This is a genomic window from Phyllobacterium endophyticum, from assembly GCF_003010935.1.
Classification (GTDB): Bacteria; Pseudomonadota; Alphaproteobacteria; order Rhizobiales; family Rhizobiaceae; genus Phyllobacterium; species Phyllobacterium endophyticum.
The window spans coordinates 511815-530905 of the sequence record NZ_PGGN01000003.1 but is presented as its reverse complement, the minus strand read 5'-3'; the positions used below and the strand labels follow the sequence as shown (position 1 = coordinate 530905).

Below are 19091 nucleotides of genomic sequence, written 5' to 3'. Positions count from 1 at the left end.
GTCCAAACCCAAGCCGAGCGCAATCGCCGCAAGCCACATTTTTGCTGATATTGTTACAATATTGAAAACGTGTCAAAAAAGTTTAATGAAATCAGTCAACTAGTTAATTCTAGCTAAAGTACGCCATTGCCAAGCCAGGCAAATTTCAGCTATGGTTACGCCATGAAGTGCCCTATGGTGCACCAATCGATTGCACTTGATTGCTGAAACGATACAGAGACTGAAGAAGGACTCGAGTAGTTCACGATATGAAGACGAAGGCGGCCGGTCAGAAAGAATCAGCGGAACCAGGCGAACTCGGCGAGGGCGAAAGGCCAACGTTGAGGACCATCGCTTTTATGGCGGGCCTTGGTGTCACCACGGTTTCCCGTGCGCTCAAGGACGCGCCTGAAATCGGCCAGGCAACCAAAAACCGCGTGCAGCTCATCGCCAAGCAAATCGGTTACCGGCCCAATCGTGCGGGTGTGCGACTTCGCACCGGCAAGACGAATGTGATCAGCCTTGTGCTCAATTCTCAATCGGAGATTATGGGGCTTACCTCCAACATGGTCTACGGAATTTCCGAAGTGCTGTCGGAGACACCTTATCATCTGACCGTCACCCCCTATTCGGTGAAAAATGACCCGATGCAGCCGATTCGTTACATTGTCGAAACCGGCTCGGCAGACGGGATCATCATGTCGCGTACGGAGCCAGATGACCCGAGGGTCAGATACCTGACCGAACATGGCATACCATTCGCCACGCACGGGCGGACCGAGATGGGGATAGAGCATCCATTTCACGATTTCGACAATGAGGCTTTCGCCTATCTTTCCGTGAAGAGACTAATAGCAAGGGGACGCCACAGAATCGCAATGGTTGCCGGGCCGTCACCTTCCGTCACCTATTACCGGCACCTTGATCGCGGTTTCAAACGTGCTGTGGAGGAGGGGCGCGCTACGTCAGTTCCAGTGCCCGATATCGACGTCGACACCTCGCTCGGCCGTATCCGTGACCGAATGGAGGAGATCATGTCAGGACCGCACCGCCCCGACGGCATCGTCAGCTGCAGCGGCAGCGCGGCTATCGCGATTGTCGCGGGAATCGAAGCCGCTGGATTGAAAATTGGCGAGGATGTGGATCTGGTGTCGAAGCAATCCACCGACGTGCTGCAATGGTTTCGTCCGCAGATCATCGTGTTCAATGAAGACGTCCGCCACGCCGGGCGCGAGCTGGCGCGAGCAGTGTTGCGGCGCATAGAAGGCGTGGATGCGCGGGAATTGCAGAGCCTCAGCTCTCCCGGCCAACACGATCAGCGTTAGCAACTTCCGCTTGCTCTTCACTCAGGCTTCTTCGAGGCACAGTTCAAATGTGATGCAGACCGGGTTTTCACCACGAAGGAGTTCCCCGTGTGTAATGCTGCCACGGGTGTCGACCGCCATGATTGCGACGCGGGCCGACTGGCTCACCACAGAGCCGCCGATAACGAAAACCTCGGTCGCAATATCGTCAACTTGCAAAGCGTTCGCGTAGCGCACACCGATCAAGCTGCCTACGCCACCACGCAGCATTGCTGCTGTGAAGTCGTGCTTCAGGCAGATCGCTTCCACGGCTGTGATGACATCCTCATTGGGACCAACACGTGCGATCACCGTCCGCGGACCTCTCTTGGCGGCATTTGTCCCTACCGAAGGTATTGGACGAAACAGCGTGAAAGCGGTTTCCCCATCGGGTTCCGACACCATCCGCACCTCTTCGACACCCCAGCTGATTGCACGAATGGGCTGGCTTACGATGGTTTCATGCGGCAGTACGTGTCCAACGCCGGGCTTGTCATCCGGCCCGACCCAAGCTGCGTGGCAGTGAATGAAAGGAGAGCCGTCACGCTCACCGAACGTGACGTTGCCATTGCTGAGCCGCGTTTCGCCGGCCAGCGAAAATATATCGCTGTACCAGGCCGCGTGGTGGCCGTCACTCGCAAGTGCCGGCATAAGATAGTGGAGCGGATCGAGAGCTCCGCCTTCGAGAACAAGTGACGCTGCCTTGATGCCGGACGCCTTGAGCGGCCCGGCGACGGCCTCGTTGAGATTGCGGCCCGGTTCAAGAACGAATTCCAGGCGCCGGCCGACGCCCTCGAAACTTTCGAAGCGCTGTGAGCGTGAGGGTCCGGGTTGTCGCAAGAAACGTTTGGGCACAGGTCACCGCCAAATGTGTTGCATGACGAATATCAACTTGGAGCTTTCCTAATTTTGAACTCAGCCGGCAGACTTGTGGCATAGTTCCACAAATGAGCAAAATGATCCACAATGTGGATCAACAGAGGAAACGGGATGGAGCAAGAAGTCAGGCCGATGGCTGGTCTCAATGGTTCACAAAGCGTCGATCGGGCGCTTGGTCTCCTTAGCCTTGTCAGTTATTCCGGCGACGACGGCAGCACGCTCACTGATATTGTCGAACAAAGCGGCCTCAACAAACCTACTGCTCGGCGACTGCTCCTGGCGCTCATACGATCCGGCTTGCTGGAGCAGGACCGCTTGACGAGACGCTACTATCTTGGTCAGGAAGCCTACGTACTTGGCACTTTGGCGACACGGCGATATGGGCTTTTACAGATATCTCGTGACAGCCTCGGGTTCCTTTCGGCCAAGACGCAGGACACCAGCTTTCTTTCCATCCAGCGTGATAGCTATTCCGTCTGCCTGCACCGGGAGGAAGGGACTTATCCCATCCGCACTCATGCCTTGCAGGCAGGCTATCGCCATCCCCTGGGTGTTGGCGCCGGGTCGTTGGCGATTCTGGCCGCGATGCCCGATGATGAAGTTGAAACCATTCTGGCCGTGAACGAAGCCACGCTTCTCGCCGAATACCCAAATCTTAATCCCGATCGCATTCGCGCTGATATTGCAGCGGCCCGTGACAAGGGCTTTGCTCTCAATCCCGGTCTGATCCTCACCAATTCCTGGGGGATCGGAATCGCCATTCGCTACCCGGACGGGCGACCAGCGGGCGCTCTCAGCATAGCGGCTATCGACAGCCGCATGCAGCCTGGACGCCAAGGGGAACTGGCGGCGCTGATGCGAAGTGAAACCAGGAAAATCGAAGCGCGGTTGGCGCATCTCCAGTCTCAAGATGATCGACCAAGGCGGCCGAATGCCTCGAAGGTGGCGACATGACCGGCAGACATGGATTGATGATCGAGCCTATGTCGAAACGGGTCATGAACCTTCATGGGCTTCTCGCGCAATCGGCGCGGCGATTCCCGGACGATATTGCACTTGTGTGGGGGGAAGAAACCTGGACCTTTTCGCAGCTACAGCGGCGTGTCAGCGCCATGGCCGCAGCGTTGCAAAGGCAATTCGGCGTCGTCAAAGGCGATCGTGTGCTTGTTCAATCCCAAAACTGCAACCAAATGTTCGAATCCATGTTTGCCTGCTTCCAAATCGGAGCCGTATGGGTGCCGACAAACTTCCGGCAGACGCCCGATGAAGTTGCGTATCTGGCCTCAGCCAGCGGCGCAGTAGGTATGATCTGCGGGCAGTCATTTCCAGAGCATGTGGAGGCCTGCCGGAGAGGAAGCCCCGCTCTGAAATTCGTCATTGCCATTGGAAGCGCTGCTTTTGCGGAGGATTATGACGACATTATAAACCGTTTCGATGGTGAAACGACGCCGACGGCCATTGTGGATCACGACGATCCATGCTGGTTCTTCTTCACTTCCGGAACGACGGGGCGGGCAAAAGCTGCAGTTCTGACGCATGGCCAAATGGCTTTTGTGGTGACGAGCCATCTATGCGATCTGATGCCTGACACGACACACGAAGACGCGTCGCTGGTGGTGGCGCCTCTGTCACACGGCGCCGGCATACATCAGTTGACCCAGGTCGCACGCGGCGCCAAGACCATTTTGCTGCCCACGGAAAAGCTCGACATCGCCGAAGCTTGGCGTCTTGTCGAAGAATGGCGGGTAAGCAACATGTTCACCGTGCCGACCATCCTCAAGATGCTGGTCGAACACCCTGACGTGCACAAGCGGGATCACTCGTACCTGCGCCATGTAATCTATGCAGGCGCGCCGATGTACCAGACCGACCAGAACAACGCCTTGAAGACGTTGGGCCAGGTTATCGTGCAATATTACGGTCTGGGTGAGGTCACCGGGAATATCACCGTACTGCCGGCAGCCGCGCATTATCTGGACCATGATGCCGATCCGCGGCCAGGCACCTGCGGCTATACGCGAACCGGAATGCAGATATCCATTCAGGATAGTGACGGCAATGAAATTGCTCCAGGCAAAACCGGCGAAATCTGTGTAATCGGTCCTGCGGTTTTTGCAGGCTATTACAATAATCCGGAAGCCAATGCGAAAGCCTTCCGCAATGGCTGGTTTCGGACCGGCGATCTTGGGCATATGGACGAGGCGGGATTTCTGTTTATCACGGGAAGAGCCTCGGACATGTATATTTCGGGTGGTTCCAACATTTATCCGCGTGAGATCGAGGAGAAGATGCTTTCCCATCCGGACATAAGTGAAGTTGCGGTATTGGGTGTTCCAGATCTGGTATGGGGTGAGGTCGGGATCGCAGTTTGCGTTGCCCGCCCCGGCACGGCCCCTGATTGCGCGGAAATTATCGACTGGCTTTCAGACAAGGTCGCCCGGTACAAAATACCGAAACGGCTGGTGTTCTGGTCCGAGATGCCCAAATCGGCATATGGCAAGATCAGCAAGAAACTGATCCGTGAAGAACTGGTCAGGCGTGGTCAACTGGATGAACTCTTGAAACGCTGACTCTTCTGCACTGCAACAAAATTTAGGTTGCATTGCAGCAAAACTGCCGTACTCTTACGCCGATCGGGAGGAGCAACCGTTCGCAAGGGGATACTAGCATGCTCCAGGTCGTCATACTCATTTGCTCAACAAGCCTATCGCCTATGGATTGCCAATCCAGTACCGCTCTGGACGTAATCTATGGGCCACAGACCAGCAATGCCATGATGTGCGGGATGCAGGGACAAGCTTTTGTCGCCCGCACAGCAATCGTCGGTCGTTCACCTGACGAGTTCATCAAGATCAGATGTTCGCCATTAAAGTCCGTCAAGGCTGCTCTGCGTCAATAGGTTCGTGGCTGTCGACGCTCAGGATGTGTCCCTGCTGCTGTTGAGAATCTCACGCTTGCCAACGTGGTTGGCGGGGCCGACGAGGCCTTCCTTTTCCATCCTCTCCACCAGCGAAGCAGCGCGGTTATAACCGATCTGCAGCCGTCGCTGGATGTAGGACGTCGAGCACTTCTTGTCACGCAGCATCACCTTGACTGCCTGATCATAGAGCTCGTTGCCATCTTCAGCGGCGACGGCGCCCTTGTCGAAGACAGAACTGTCGTCGGCATCCGCGTCTTCCTCGTCGCTTTCATCGGCCGTTACGGTATCGAGATAGTCCGGCTGGCCTTGTGTCTTCAGGTGCGCGACAACCTTTTCGACTTCTTCATCCGAAACGAATGGGCCATGGACGCGGGAAATCCGGCCGCCACCGACCATATGCAGCATGTCGCCCTGGCCGAGCAGTTGCTCCGCACCCTGCTCGCCGAGGATGGTGCGGCTGTCGATCTTGGAGGTTACCTGAAACGAAATACGCGTGGGGAAGTTTGCCTTTATGGTTCCGGTGATGACATCGACCGACGGACGCTGTGTCGCCATGATGAGGTGAATTCCGGCGGCGCGCGCCATCTGGGCGAGCCGCTGGATGGCACCCTCAATGTCTTTGCCAGCTACCATCATCAGGTCGGCCATCTCGTCCACGATGATGACGATATAGGGCATCGGCGTGAGATCCAGCGGCTCCTGCTGATACTGGGCCTCGCCTGTTCCCTTGTCGAAACCTGTTTGTACCGTGCACATCACCGTCTCACCCTTTTCCTGCGCGGCGGTAACGCGGGCGTTGAAGCCATCGATGTTGCGAACCCCCAACTTCGACATTTTCCGGTAGCGGTCTTCCATCTCACGCACAGCCCATTTGAGAGCCATCACGGCTTTCTTCGGATCGGTGACCACCGGGGTAAGCAGATGTGGGATGCCGTCATAAATGGACAGTTCGAGCATTTTCGGATCGACCATGATCAGACGGCACTCCTCCGGCGTCAGCCGGTAAAGCAGCGACAATATCATCGTGTTGATGGCAACTGATTTGCCCGAACCTGTCGTCCCGGCAACGAGTAGATGCGGCATCTTCGCCAGTTCGGCGATGACAGGCTCTCCTCCAATTGTCTTGCCGAGGCACAGCGCAAGTTTGAACCTCGTCTTGTCGAAGTTTTCCGATGCTACCATCTCGCGCAGATAGACGGTTTCGCGCGTGGCATTGGGCAATTCGATACCGATAACATTGCGACCGGGGACGACGGCAACGCGCGCGGACAGCGCGGACATGGAACGAGCGATGTCGTCGGCCAAGCCTATGACACGTGAGGATTTTACGCCCGGAGCCGGCTCAAACTCATAGAGTGTGACGACCGGTCCGGGACGCACGTGGATGATCTCTCCGCGAATGCCGAAGTCCTCAAGCACGCTTTCAAGAAGCCCTGCGTTCTGCTCAAGGGTTTCCTGCGAAATGGTAATTACATCATGCGTGACCGCTTCCTGCAGCAGGGTTACGGACGGCTTTTCGTAGGTGATGTGGCTGGCCGGAGAAATCCGCGGTTCGGCAGAATCCAGCATTGCGGTGCGCCGGGGTGGAAGCGGCGACTGGGCAGGTGCAATATCCCGGCGGCGGGGAAGAGTGCGCTGAACGGCGAGCGGCGGACCTGGTGGGCAAATGTCGCTCGTATTCACGTCAATGACGTTGCGCTTTTCCAGTCGCTGTTCTGCCGTTGGCTCATCCTGGTGTGTTTCGACAGCCGGTGGCAGGAGCGGCGAGATAGGCTGTGGCTTGATCGGTTCCTCGTGCGCCTTAGTCTTATTGTACTCCAGCACGCGGAAGCGAGCCGTGATTTCATCGGGACTGAATCTCGGACCTGGCTTTGCAGCAGCGGTAACAACAGGGGCGATCGCGCCAATAAAGCTAGCGGTCTCGAAGAAAGCATAATCGGACACGTAAACGAGTGGTGAAGCGGTCAGCGGCGTTGCTTTTATGTCGGGAAGGGCTTTGGCGAGTGTCTGCGGGTGGGCAGCCCCGGGAGACTGAACTTGTATGGCCTGGCTGAAGAGGAGAGACGGTAAGGTTTCGGCCGCCAGGCCGGGTACCTCAACCGTCTTCGGGCTTGAGGGCAGGTGTTCGGCAACCATAGGTTCGTCTTCCGGAAGTGTGATTGCTTGCTCCGTGACCGAACCCTTGCCTTTCACAAGTTCACTGTCGGGGGTCCGGGTGAAGCGGACATTTTCTGATAGCGAGAACATACGTTTTGAGATCGGCGCTGACGATTTATCCGTACCAAATATGTTTTGGTCAGAAATGGCCGAGCGCTTTGCCTCGAACAACGTCTTTGGCGACGCTGGGGCCGTTGACCTCCTGACGACGACGCTCTCGTAGAGCCCGCCAGGTTCTTCATTCGCAGGGTCCAGCCTGGGCGCCGGTGGAACCGGCACGTGAATCGGGTCCTTCCTGTCGCGACTTTCGAACTCGAATTCATCTGCCTTTAGGGGAAAGTTTGTTCTGGGGATACGCATGATGCCTGCAGCGGAACTATGTGAGTTGACCCAAAGGGGGGCTTATCCTGAATAGAAAACCAAGGTTAACAAGTCGCTACTTCCGACGATCGGGGCTCGATTTCACGCGCAATTATTTGCCCTTCATGCTAAGCACCAGCATTCTCTGCCTTGCGCAGATTTTACATCAGAAAGCAGTTCGTAATGGCGATCAAATTCGCGTTGAAAGACACCGGTTCAAAGTCCCAGCCCGAGACTAAACCAACCGCACTGAAATCTACCGAACCGGAGTCATCGGATGCCAGGGAAGTATCCGATACCGATCTGTTCGAGCCGAAGCCGGCGGATCAAAAACGCAAGAAAAAGAAGTGGTGAAACACTTCGATTGCCCCGCCGTTTTGGTTAATCTGCGTTAATAATGAAGTTCTTGAACGCAACTCGGTATTTCCCTCAGGTTGGTTACTGTTTGAGGATGATGGGCCGGATAGGCGTTTACACAGAATTCGCAGTGTAAGTATCGAACTGCTCCATTAACTTGTGTCCAGCCTTACCCTTTTGGTTTGTCTGTCGAAGCGGCGCATCATTCCAGTGCGCGGTGCGGCAGTCGGTTAACAGGCGCTCAGGAACAACACGACACCCGGCGCTCTTTCCCGCGGCAAAAGTCATGCCCGGCGTTTGACTTCGGCTTCTATATGTGGTGGATTGGCCCAATGGTCCAACCAATTGAGGCATGCGCTCCGTGACAGGTTCGGTTCTTTTGCCGGTTCAGACGGCATCACGTGATGACGCGGTGCTGCAAGCGCTGGTGGATTTCGTCACCGGGGAGGCATTGAACCCCGGAGACCGGCTGCCGACCGAACGACTGCTCGCGGAACATTTGAAAGTCAGCCGAACAACCGTGCGTGAAGCGCTGACCCGCTGGCAGGAACTCGGGCTTGTAGAGCGCAGGCAAGGCAGCGGTACATATCTAAAGGCGGTTGTCACACGCAACATGCTGCATATGCCGTTGACGCTGCCGTCAGGCAATGATTTCAACAGTTTGATGCACACGCTGGAAATCCGTCGCGGCCTCGAGGCCGAAGCGGCGGTTCTTTGTGCCGAGCGCGCCAATGATGCCGATCTCGCGCTGATTGAACACAAACTGATTGTAATGGAAGAAGCCTTCCACGTTCGCCACGGCATGTCCGCCGATGAGGATTGGGACTTTCACCTTGCCGTATTCCGAACGTCCGGAAATCCGTTGTTCGAGCAGATCATCGCCGCGATGTACGAGATGTTTCACCGGTTCTGGGAGCATCCCCTGGGTGTACGGGATTTTGGTCATGCGAGCTTCCCCTATCATAGGACGCTTTTCAACGCGATTGCGGCCCGCGACCCGGTTGCCGCACGTGCGGAGGCACTGAAGCTGATAGCGACCGTCGAGGATGACCTCAGGCGCGGTGCCGCAAACCTGAAAAAACAGAACAAGAGCAGAGCCGCAGAATGAGCGATAATCCATATTTTCACGACCAGGACATGATGGCGCAAGCTGCAACATTGCTCGCGCATGATGAACCTTTCCCCGGTGGGTCTGTTGTTCCCCCGATCTATCAAACATCGCTTTTTACTTTCGAAAATTATGCGGCAATGGCAGATGCATTTGCCGGTCGCAAGCGCCAGCCGATGTATTCGCGTGGTGACAATCCGACCGTCATGGAATTCGAGAGCAAGATTGCTGCGCTCGAAGGAGCGGAAGCCGCGCGTGCGTTTTCCAGCGGAATGGGTGCCATCAGCGCGATGGTGCTCGCCTTTGTCGGAGCAGGCGATCGTATCGTTGCGGTACGGAACTGTTATGGCGATGCGTATCGTCTGTTCGAGAGGCTTTTACCGCACCTTGGCATCAGGGTCGACTACGTGGACGGCTCTGACCCGGATGCGGTTGCTTCTGCCTTACCAGGTGCAAAATTGTTATACCTTGAAAGCCCGAGTTCGATGATGTTCGAACTGCAGGACATTGCGCATTATGCGAAACTCGCAAAGCAGCATGGCATCGTGACCACCATCGACAACTCGTGGGCAACGCCGCTTTTTCAGAAGCCAATCAGCCATGGCATCGATCTTGTCATGCACTCGGCTTCGAAATATTTGGGCGGGCACAGTGACACCGTTGCCGGCGTTGTCGCCGGATCGCGCGAAATGATCGAACGGATCAACGGGCGGACCTATTCCTATCTCGGCGCCAAGCTGTCGCCGTTCGAGGCCTGGCTTCTGCTGCGCGGTCTGCGCACGCTGACACTCCGGCTGCCGCATCACATGAAAAGCGGATTGACTATTGCCGAACGCCTCATGGCGCATGGCAATGTGGAGCGCGTAATGCATCCGGTCTATTCCAATCATCCGGGCAAGGCGACGCTGACGGGCTACTCGGGCCTGTTTTCCTTTGAGGTTACGGACGACATCGATGTGCCTGCCTTCGTCGATGCGCTGAAGCTGTTCCGCATCGGCGTCAGCTGGGGCGGTCACGAAAGTCTCGTGGTTCCGGCACTCGCGTCCTTGCAGCAGACACCGGATGCCAATTCGATCGGGCGCTTCGGTGTCAGCCCCCGGACGATCCGCCTTCACGTGGGACTTGAAAGTGTAGAGGAACTTTGGGCGGACCTCGTGAATGCACTGACAATAGCAAAACGCTGAACTCTAAAAATGGGAGCTAAACAATGCAGAAACGAATGGGAACATTTCTGGCAGGTGCAATCGCTGCCCTGTCGATGACCGCTACGACGGCGCTGGCTGACACGACGATCAAGGTGGTGGAGGTGATTACCAGCCCACCTCGCACAGAACTGCTTAAGAAGCAGATCGCCAGCTTCGAGCAGGCCAATCCCGGAAGCAAGGTAGAGCTTGTATCACTGCCTTGGGGGCAGGCATTCGAGAAATTCCTGACCATGGTTCAGGCCGGCGACACGCCTGATATTGTCGAGATGCCGGAACGTTGGATGGGTCTTTATGCAACCAACGGCCAGCTTGAGGATCTTGGGCCCTATATGGCCAAGTGGAAGGATGCAGGCACGCTCGGCGAGCGGGCAAAACAATTCGGATCGGTCGTCGATAACAAGCAGTACATGATCCCCTACGGCTACTATATCCGGGCCATGTTCTGGAACAAGAAGCTCTTCGCCGAGGCCGGTCTGAAGGAAGCACCGAAGACGCTTGACGAGTTCATGGAAGCCAACAAGAAAATCTCGGCGCTAGAGGGCAAGTATGGCTATTGCCTTCGCGGCGGTCCTGGGGGCTTCAACGGCGTTCAGATGTTCATGAACATCGCCAATGGCAAGGGTGGCTACTTCAACGCAGATGGCACCGCGACCCTGAACGAGCCGGGCGCCGTCAAAGGTCTCGAGATGCTAGCCGACATCTACAAGAACGGCTATGCGCCCAAGGACAGCGTCAGTTGGGGCTTCAACGAAGTCGTGACCGGTTTCTATTCCGGTACCTGCGCCATGCTCGATCAGGATCCGGATGCATTGATCGGTATTGCGGAGAAGATGAAAGCGGAAGATTTTGGCGTTGCGCCGCTGCCAACCGGGCCGAACGGAAAATCCTATCCGACACTAGGCTATGCAGGCTGGGCGATGTTTGCCAATTCCAAGGTCAAGGACGATGCCTGGAAGTTGATGGGAACGCTACTCTCGCCGGAGGACAACCTCGAATTCGCGAAGAACGTCGGCGTCATTCCTATCCACAACGGCGCTGACAAGGATCCTTATTTTGGTGCCGACAGCTTCAAGGGCTGGTTCGAGGAAATGAACGATCCGAAGACGTTCGAGTTCGTCACCCCTCCGACCTATCTCGAGAACCTCGGCAACTTCTACGACTCCGTTTCAGTCAAGAATTTCCAGGAAGTGCTGCTTGGCCAGAAAACTGCAAAGGCTGTCGCCGACGAGTGGGCCGCGTTCCTGACCGAACAGCAGCAGGCATGGATGGCCAAAAACAAGAAATAACAAGCAATGAAAAGATGCTCCGGTGCTTACGTGCCGGAGCATATTCTTTTTGCGCACGAGCGTAAGAGGAGCCGACCAATGAGGGGCCAATAAACATGGTGATGCAATCGACGACGGCGGGCCTGCCGCATGACAGAGAAAAGGCTGGCAAGCGTGGCTTTGCCACCATTTTCGAACCATGGCTTTATCTAAGCCCCGCCATGGTTTTGCTCATGCTGGTGTTGGTGGTGCCGCTGATCTTCGGCATCAGCTATTCGTTCCGGAAGTTCTCGGCTTTCAAATCCGAATATGTCGGCCTTGCGCAATATCAGGCCCTTCTGCACGATCCCAACCTCGCGCAGGCGCTGATGAATACCCTGTGGTGGACAGTCGCAAGCCTGTTTCTGCAATTCTTTCTTGGTCTCGGCCTCGCGCTACTCCTCGACAGGGAGTTCGTTGGCAAAAGGTTCGTGCAGGCGATTGTCTTCCTGCCTTGGGCCGTGCCATCCTTTCTGTCGGGCTTGACCTGGGCATGGCTGTTTAACCCGATCGTCGGGCCTTTGCCCCACTGGCTCTATGCGCTCGGCATCCAGTCAGCGCCGACCAATATTCTCTCCAACCCCGCTACTGCTATGTGGGGCCCGATCATCGCAAATGTTTGGTTCGGTGTACCGTTCTTCGCAATCACGCTTCTAGCCGCACTGAAGTCGATTCCGGGGGAGTTGCACGAGGCCGCGGCAATCGACGGCGCCAATCCATGGCAACGCTTCACCAAGGTGACGCTGCCGTTCCTGGCGCCGACCATCGCGATCACAGTGATGCTGCGGACGATATGGATCGCGACGTTTGCCGATTTGATCTATGTGATGACAGAGGGCGGCCCCGCCGGCGCGACCAACACGGTTGCAACATATATCTATGTCAGCGCGTTCAAGACGCTCGACAAGGGCTATGCCTCAGCGGTGGCAGTGCTGTTGCTGGTCCTTCTCATCCTCTATGCCGTTGTTTTGATCCGTATCCGAAAATCGCTTGTGAGGGCGTCATGATCGCAGGTCGTTCCCGCAACGCGCGCATGCTTGGCGGCTTCGGCCTCTACGCAGCAGTCGGTGCCTATGTGATTTTCGCGCTGTTTCCATTGTTCTGGACGTTGAAGATTTCGGTGACGCCGCAGTCATTGCTCTATTCGGAGGGCATCACCCTGTGGCCCTCGATCGCGACATGGGAGAACTACAAAACCGTGTTGCGAGCCACGGATTTCCCGCGTTATTTCATGAACAGCGTCATCGTTTCGGTAATCACCGCCGTGCTTGTCACCGTGGTTGCCTCGGCGGCTGGCTATGCCATGTCCCGGTTCTCATTCCGGGGCAAATCGACGGTGGCAATAATGCTGCTGCTGACGCAGACCTTTCCGCTGGTCATGGTGATACCACCGATATACCGCATCATGGGCCAACTCGGACTCACGAATAGCCTGACGGGCCTCATCATCATCTATGTCGCGTTCAACATCGCCTTTGCGACGTTCCTGATGCAGTCATTCTTCGATGGCATCCCAAAAGACCTCGAGGAGGCAGCAATGATCGACGGATGCAGCCGCTCCCAGGCGCTGCGCAAGGTCATCATTCCCCTGACATTGCCGGGGATGGGGGCGACGCTGGGATTTGTCTTCACGGCCGCATGGAGCGAACTGCTGTTTGCGCTGATGCTCATCAGCAGTGACAGTCAGAAGACCTTCGCTGTCGGGCTTCTGACCTTCATAGGCAAGTTCGCGGTCGACTGGGGACAGATGATGGCGGCGTCAGTACTCGCCCTTATTCCCGCCTGCCTGTTCTTCGCTTTCCTGCAACGCTACCTCGTCACCGGTCTTACCGCTGGCGCAGTCAAGGGATAATCAATCGATGGCTTCTGTCACAATTTCCAATGTCCAGAAAAACTACGGCGCCATGAATGTGCTTTCGGCGGTGGATCTTTCAATTGCCGATGGTGAGTTTGTTGTTCTGGTTGGTCCATCCGGATGCGGCAAGTCCACTCTTTTGCGGATGATAGCCGGTCTTGAGGAAATCTCCGCAGGCGAGATCAGGATTGGCGAAAGGGTTGTCAACGATGTCGCGCCCAAGGACCGGGACATAGCCATGGTATTTCAGTCCTATGCGCTCTACCCGCACATGGATGTGGCGTCGAACATGGGTTTCAGTCTGCTCTTGCGAAAAACGGCCAAGGAACTTGTGATGAACCGCGTCGGCAGCACGGCAAAGCGGCTCGGCCTCGACCTTCTGCTGCAGCGCCTGCCGCGGCAGCTCTCGGGTGGGCAACGTCAGCGCGTAGCGATGGGACGTGCCATCGTGCGTGATCCGAAGGTTTTTTTGTTCGATGAACCACTCTCGAACCTGGATGCGAAACTGCGCGTCCATATGCGGACAGAAATAAAGGCGCTGCACCAACAGCTGAAGACGACGTCGGTCTATGTCACACATGATCAGATAGAGGCCATGACGATGGCCGACCGCATCGTCGTCATGCACGACGGCTATATCCAGCAGGTGGGGACACCGCTTGAACTTTATGATCGTCCAGCCAATATATTCGTCGCCGGGTTCATAGGTTCGCCGGGAATGAATTTCTTGCCGGCCGTCGTGAGGCGCACAGGCGGCAAGCTCATGGCGGAAATAGCCGACCGCCAGATGATCGCATTGAGCCCAGAACTTGGCGTGGACGATGGCGACCGGGTGACTGTAGGCATCCGGCCCGAGAATATCGAGGTTGGCGGAGAAGATCTTCAAGCAACGATCGAAGTGATCGAGCCGTTGGGGCTCTCCACACAGTTCTATGTCAAACTTGCCGATAAGCAGGTCTGTATATTCGCCATGGGCCGCACCGATCGGGCTCCAGGAGAGACGATCAGTCTCGGTATCAAACAGGCTGATGTGCATGTCTTTCATGAGGCGAGCGGGCTGCGGATTGCCTAGCACATCGTGTAATCCGGGCCGCCCCAGGAATGGGATTTTCCGGAAAGGGCAAGTTCTGGTATAAATTTCACCGTTCTGTCGTTGCTCACGGCCATGGATGCCTATGCAGCCTCGCGGCAAAGTGACATTTTTCGATCACGCCAATAAGGCAATAACAAACGGATGGAAACACAATGAACTGGTTGAAAACACTCCTCGTCGCCGGCGCGCTAGCAAGCCTTACTGTTCAGGCACAAGCTGCCTCCAAACTCGAACAAATCAAGACAACCGGCGTCTTCAGGATTGGTACGGAGGGGACATATGCCCCTTTTACCTATCATGATGCCTCTGGCAAACTGGTAGGTTTCGACGTGGAGATCGGGGAGGCGATTGCCAAGGCCCTGGGCGTCAAGGCGCAGTTCCTGGAGGGCAAGTGGGATGGCCTGATCGCCGGTCTTGACGCCGACCGGTACGACGCGGTGATCAACCAGGTCGGCATCACGGAGGCACGCAAGGCGAAGTACGACTTTTCGGAACCGTATATCGCCTCCAAGGCCGTCCTCATTGTCAAAAGCGACAATGACGAGATCAAGGGTTTCGCTGATTTGAAGGGCAAGAAATCGGCGCAGTCACTTACCAGCAACTTTGGCAAGATCGCCGAGAGCAATGGCGCCGAACTCGTGGGTACCGACGGTTTTGACCAATCGATCCAATTGTTGATCAATGGCCGCGCTGATGCGACGATCAATGACAGCCTGTCCTTCCTGGATTTCAAGAAGCACAAGCCCAATGCTCCTGTTAAGATAGCAGCACAGCAGGAAAATGCGGATTTCTCAGGTATCATCATCCGCAAGGGAGAACCGGATTTTCTGGCCGCAATCAATAAAGCGCTGGAAACTATCAAGGCGGACGGTACCTACAAGAAGATCGCCGACAAATATTTCGGGCAGGACGTTTCCAAGTAACGATCGTTTACGGCCGTTACAAATTACGCTCTAAGAGGGCAGGGAACATGAATTCCCTGCCTTTATCTTTTGAGGGAGATCGACTTTGCCTCATTGGCTGACCTTGATGCTTGAATCGCTTCCGTCGCTGTTGTGGGCGGGATTGATTTTCACCATTCCGCTCACGCTCCTATCATTCATGTTTGGGCTCGCGGTCGGCCTATCAGCTGCATTGATCAGGCTTTTCTTACCCGGTCCGTTGGCGGCAATCGTAAGGTTCTATGTCTGGATCATCCGAGGCACGCCGCTGCTGGTCCAGCTTTTCCTCATTTTCTATGGTCTGCCGAGCGTTGGTATCATCCTCGATGCCTTCACCGCAGCGCTGATCGGCTTCACCTTGAATATCGGCGCCTATACATCTGAGATTCTGCGCGCCGTCATATCCTCTGTGCCCAAGGGTCAGTGGGAAGCCGCTTATTCCATTGGCATGAACTGGCGCCAGGCAATGCAGCGGACAATTCTTCCACAAGCGGCCAGAGTTGCTGTTCCGCCCCTTTCGAATACCTTTATTTCTCTCGTAAAGGATACCTCGCTTGCGGCCGCCATCACCGTACCCGAACTGTTTCAAGCGGCGCAACGCATCGTTGCCACCAGCTATGAACCTCTCATACTCTACATAGAAGCTGCGTTGATCTATCTCGCCCTGAGTTCGGTATTATCGTCGCTTCAAGCGCGGATCGAGACTCGCCTTAACCGCTATGGTGGCTTCCTGGAGGCACGGTCATGATGGTTGAACTGACGAATATCGAAAAGCGTTTTGGCGACCACACCGTGCTCAAAAACGTCTCCATCAGCGTGGCCGAAGGCTCCGTCATGGCTCTTGTCGGTCCGTCCGGTGGTGGCAAAAGCACCCTGCTGCGCTGCATGAACCTTCTGGAAATCCCAACGTCAGGTTCGGTTGAAGTGGCCGGAGACCGCTTGGAGTTCCAATCGGGCGTGCGTGTTGGCATGAGGCAAATCCAACTGCTGCGCCGCCATACGGGCATGGTTTTTCAGAACTTCCAGCTATTCCCGCATCGTACCGTCATCGAGAATGTGACCGAGGGGCTGACCACAGTTCTCAAATGGCCAAAGGAACGGGCGAGGGAGCGGGCAATCGCCTTGCTTGCGAAGGTTGGGCTGGCGCATAAGACGGATGTCTGGCCGTCAACGCTCTCCGGCGGCCAGCAACAGCGCGTGGCAATCGCCCGTGCACTGGCCCCATCGCCTAAAGTGCTTCTCTGTGATGAGCCGACGTCGGCGCTCGATCCTGAACTTTCCGGGGAAGTGGTCGATGTACTTGCACAATTGGCGCGTGAAGGTACGACCATGGTCATGGCGACCCATGATCTTCGGCTGGCGTCGAGGATCGCCAATGAGGTGACCGTGCTGGATGGTGGCGTTATTGTTGAGACTGGTGCGTCGCGGGACATATTCACGAAGCCGAAGCATGAGCGCACAAGACGCTTTATCGCTACGCTGACCCATGAAGGCCATATGCACGGCGAGGGGATCTAATGGGGGACGTTGTTCGATGCCCTGGCGCCAGTCACGGCTGTTCACTGATGGTCAACTTACGCGAAAAGCACGTTTTGCCTGATCTATCATCGGCTTGATGAAGTAGCATGCGGCGCGTTTGGAACGTATTGAGATCAACGGTAGGACATCGCGTGCGAACTCAAAACGAGTTAGTGCCGCGGCACGAAGATAACGGAATCTGCGTCGGAGTACGCCCGGCGCCAGCCAAGATCCTCGAAGAACGGAATACGGCTGTCACCGGTGACCAGCAACGCCCACTCAACTCCATAGGTCTTCAACAACTCCTGCAAGACAGGTCTGCCCGAACTGCTTCCTGCTGACATCGTCTTGTCCATGAAGCCACCGAGGAAGAGTTGGTCAGTTCTTCCATCGATGAAGGTCTTGATCCCGTGAAAGACGAGCGTTCCGCCGAAATTATACGAGTTGAAGACCCGGCCCGACAAATTGTGCTCTTTAGCGTAGGCGAGTGCACCCTTCGCGGAAGTATCGTGGCTTGGCTCCACCTTTGAACTTGACGCGAATATCGCGGCTGTGAACACGCCCAAGATGCACGTGACTGCGAGAACAGAATGGAAGCGGTGGGCAAGTATTTGCTCGAGCCGGTCGCGCTTCTCGCTCGCCCACTTTCGCGCTGAGACCCACGTGAATTGCTCACCGACTTCCACCGCAAGGACAAGCGGAACCAGTAAGACGAACAGATAACAAAACCGCTGGTGTGTGAGAAACAGGTGGAGTGTAAAGAGGAGAAACAAGGCTTTCGGCCAAGCGATCTGCAGTCTGGAGACGAGCAATCCCAGAAGCGCCAGCAGCAGAAAAGCTTCAGTGACGTAGGAATTGGAGGCGTTGAAGGGCTGCCATTCGTCAATATAGGGAACTGCTTCGTTCCCGTAGGCCACGGTAAAGGTCGCGAGAATTGCCTTGATCCCGTACGGGTTCAGCAGGGTTACAATGGGGCAGAGCAACCCAAAACTTACCCAGGCGCCCAGGACACGAGGCTCGGTAAGTCGCACGCGGACGAGCAGGTCCAGGGCCGCGAAGGCCGCAATGACAAAGCCGAATGTGAACGTGCCGTGGAGGTTTGCCCACAGGCATAGCAGAGGCAGGAGCCATAAAGGCGGTGATTGTTCGCGTCGCGCGGCCTGGAATAATTGCGCGGTCCAGACAATGATTATCGGGAGGGTGAATATAAGCGGACGCGCCGTCATGATGGGGTTGATGAGAAACGACAGGAGGGCGGCCAGTGCCAATGCAATCGTCGGCTTGAAAGCGGCGCTGAGATACCACGCAAGCAGGAAAGTGGTCAGGCCGACGGTCGCGGCAGTCAGCAATGTGACCCCGCTCCAGCTGTTGCTGTCATAAGCGAGTGCGAAGAATAGCTGCGCCAGCCACTCCTTGGATATCCAGGGAGATCCTGCGAACGTATAGGAATAGGTGTCTACCGTGGGAAAAGTCCGGGTTGACAGCATGTCGAGCCCAACCTTCACGTGCCACCAATTGTCCGGATCCCGCAAAAGTAAACCTGCAGAGAAGAGCAGCAGTGCCGTTTTTGCGACCGCAAGTACCAGACAGAAGAGCAGCCTGACACGCAGGTTTTCGTCTTCTATAGATGAGCTTGCGCTGGTGACTGCCCGTGTAGCGTAGGTGTCGTCGACCATTCTAATCGGTGCTCGCTCTATGCTTTGCCTGCAAGCTCTTGCCTGGCAGTTGGACAGTTTGGTTTGAAGCGCGTCGCGGCCTTACTCGCGTCTGGCGTGGCAAGGCATGGCGAGATCCGGCACTAGCCGGATTTCACAATATTCAAGGTATATTGGGGCTGCGCAACAGCAGCCCCAAGTCACTGACTTATTTCGGCGCAGCGTTGGTCATTGTGCCGCCGAGCTTATTGAACGTGTTGTTGATGCTGCCGCCCAGCGAGGTAGCGCCAGCGATGATACCGACGGAGATGAGGGCAGCGATAAGGCCGTATTCGATGGCGGTCGCGCCGGATTCGTCCTTGAGGAAGCGTGCGATGAGCTTGTTCATTTGATTGCCTATCCTGTTGTTGTGCATGG

General features: G+C 56.0%; 17 protein-coding genes. 13 read left to right on the top strand and 4 right to left on the bottom strand.

What is annotated here, in order from left to right:
• Nucleotides 1-248 precede the first annotated feature (248 nt).
• Nucleotides 249-1304, top strand: coding sequence for a LacI family transcriptional regulator (locus CU100_RS16770; RefSeq protein ID WP_106717714.1), 1056 nt, complete (start codon nucleotides 249-251; stop codon nucleotides 1302-1304).
• Nucleotides 1305-1325: 21 nt separating this feature from the next.
• Here CU100_RS16770 and CU100_RS16765 read toward each other — a convergent pair whose 3' ends face one another.
• The gene (locus tag CU100_RS16765; RefSeq protein WP_106717713.1) at nucleotides 1326-2177 is read right to left on the bottom strand and encodes a PCC domain-containing protein; all 852 of its coding nucleotides are present in this window, start codon (nucleotides 2175-2177) and stop codon (nucleotides 1326-1328) included.
• 135 nt (nucleotides 2178-2312) lie between these two features.
• Here CU100_RS16765 and CU100_RS16760 point away from each other — a divergent pair, with 135 nt between their 5' ends.
• On the top strand, nucleotides 2313-3155 hold the full coding sequence (locus tag CU100_RS16760; protein WP_106717712.1) for an IclR family transcriptional regulator: 843 nt from the start codon (nucleotides 2313-2315) through the stop codon (nucleotides 3153-3155).
• A complete protein-coding gene (locus CU100_RS16755) occupies nucleotides 3152-4771 on the top strand; it encodes an acyl-CoA synthetase (protein ID WP_106717711.1) in 1620 nt (539 codons plus the stop codon). Before CU100_RS16760 ends, CU100_RS16755 begins: the two co-directional genes overlap by 4 nt.
• A 347-nt stretch (nucleotides 4772-5118) precedes the next feature.
• Here CU100_RS16755 and CU100_RS16745 read toward each other — a convergent pair whose 3' ends face one another.
• Nucleotides 5119-7638 (bottom strand): DNA translocase FtsK, encoded by a 2520-nt coding sequence (locus CU100_RS16745; protein ID WP_245419072.1) that lies wholly within the window; start codon nucleotides 7636-7638, stop codon nucleotides 5119-5121.
• Between the two features lie 183 nt (nucleotides 7639-7821).
• Between CU100_RS16745 and CU100_RS26965 the strand changes: the two genes are divergently transcribed.
• From CU100_RS26965 to CU100_RS16700, 10 genes are all read left to right on the top strand, one after another.
• Nucleotides 7822-7992, top strand: a complete 171-nt coding sequence (locus tag CU100_RS26965; protein WP_170113868.1) for a hypothetical protein — start codon at nucleotides 7822-7824, stop codon at nucleotides 7990-7992.
• A gap of 364 nt (nucleotides 7993-8356) precedes the next feature.
• On the top strand, nucleotides 8357-9103 hold the full coding sequence (locus CU100_RS16740) for a FadR/GntR family transcriptional regulator (RefSeq protein ID WP_106718019.1): 747 nt from the start codon (nucleotides 8357-8359) through the stop codon (nucleotides 9101-9103).
• Nucleotides 9100-10287, top strand: a complete 1188-nt coding sequence (locus CU100_RS16735; protein WP_106717709.1) for a PLP-dependent transferase — start codon at nucleotides 9100-9102, stop codon at nucleotides 10285-10287. The genes CU100_RS16740 and CU100_RS16735 overlap by 4 nt, the downstream gene beginning before the upstream one ends.
• Nucleotides 10288-10310: 23 nt before the next feature.
• On the top strand, nucleotides 10311-11594 hold the full coding sequence (locus tag CU100_RS16730; protein ID WP_106717708.1) for an ABC transporter substrate-binding protein: 1284 nt from the start codon (nucleotides 10311-10313) through the stop codon (nucleotides 11592-11594).
• 95 nt (nucleotides 11595-11689) lie between these two features.
• A complete protein-coding gene (locus tag CU100_RS16725; protein WP_183635522.1) occupies nucleotides 11690-12619 on the top strand; it encodes a carbohydrate ABC transporter permease in 930 nt (309 codons plus the stop codon).
• Nucleotides 12616-13464, top strand: coding sequence for a carbohydrate ABC transporter permease (locus CU100_RS16720; protein WP_106717707.1), 849 nt, complete (start codon nucleotides 12616-12618; stop codon nucleotides 13462-13464). The genes CU100_RS16725 and CU100_RS16720 overlap by 4 nt, the downstream gene beginning before the upstream one ends.
• Before the next feature lie 7 nt (nucleotides 13465-13471).
• Entirely contained in the window at nucleotides 13472-14539 is a 1068-nt protein-coding gene (locus CU100_RS16715; RefSeq protein ID WP_106717706.1) for an ABC transporter ATP-binding protein, read from the top strand.
• A gap of 173 nt (nucleotides 14540-14712) precedes the next feature.
• A complete protein-coding gene (locus CU100_RS16710; protein WP_106717705.1) occupies nucleotides 14713-15483 on the top strand; it encodes an amino acid ABC transporter substrate-binding protein in 771 nt (256 codons plus the stop codon).
• An 85-nt stretch (nucleotides 15484-15568) separates the two neighbouring features.
• The gene (locus CU100_RS16705; protein WP_106717704.1) at nucleotides 15569-16249 is read left to right on the top strand and encodes an amino acid ABC transporter permease; all 681 of its coding nucleotides are present in this window, start codon (nucleotides 15569-15571) and stop codon (nucleotides 16247-16249) included.
• Entirely contained in the window at nucleotides 16249-17019 is a 771-nt protein-coding gene (locus tag CU100_RS16700; protein ID WP_106718017.1) for an amino acid ABC transporter ATP-binding protein, read from the top strand. The genes CU100_RS16705 and CU100_RS16700 overlap by 1 nt, the downstream gene beginning before the upstream one ends.
• Before the next feature lie 170 nt (nucleotides 17020-17189).
• Here the strand turns inward: CU100_RS16700 and CU100_RS16695 are convergent, their stop codons facing one another.
• Together CU100_RS16695 and CU100_RS16690 are read right to left on the bottom strand one after the other, a co-directional pair.
• On the bottom strand, nucleotides 17190-18695 hold the full coding sequence (locus tag CU100_RS16695) for a hypothetical protein (protein WP_106717703.1): 1506 nt from the start codon (nucleotides 18693-18695) through the stop codon (nucleotides 17190-17192).
• 187 nt (nucleotides 18696-18882) lie between these two features.
• A complete protein-coding gene (locus tag CU100_RS16690; RefSeq protein ID WP_106718016.1) occupies nucleotides 18883-19062 on the bottom strand; it encodes a Flp family type IVb pilin in 180 nt (59 codons plus the stop codon).
• Nucleotides 19063-19091: the final 29 nt, after the last annotated feature.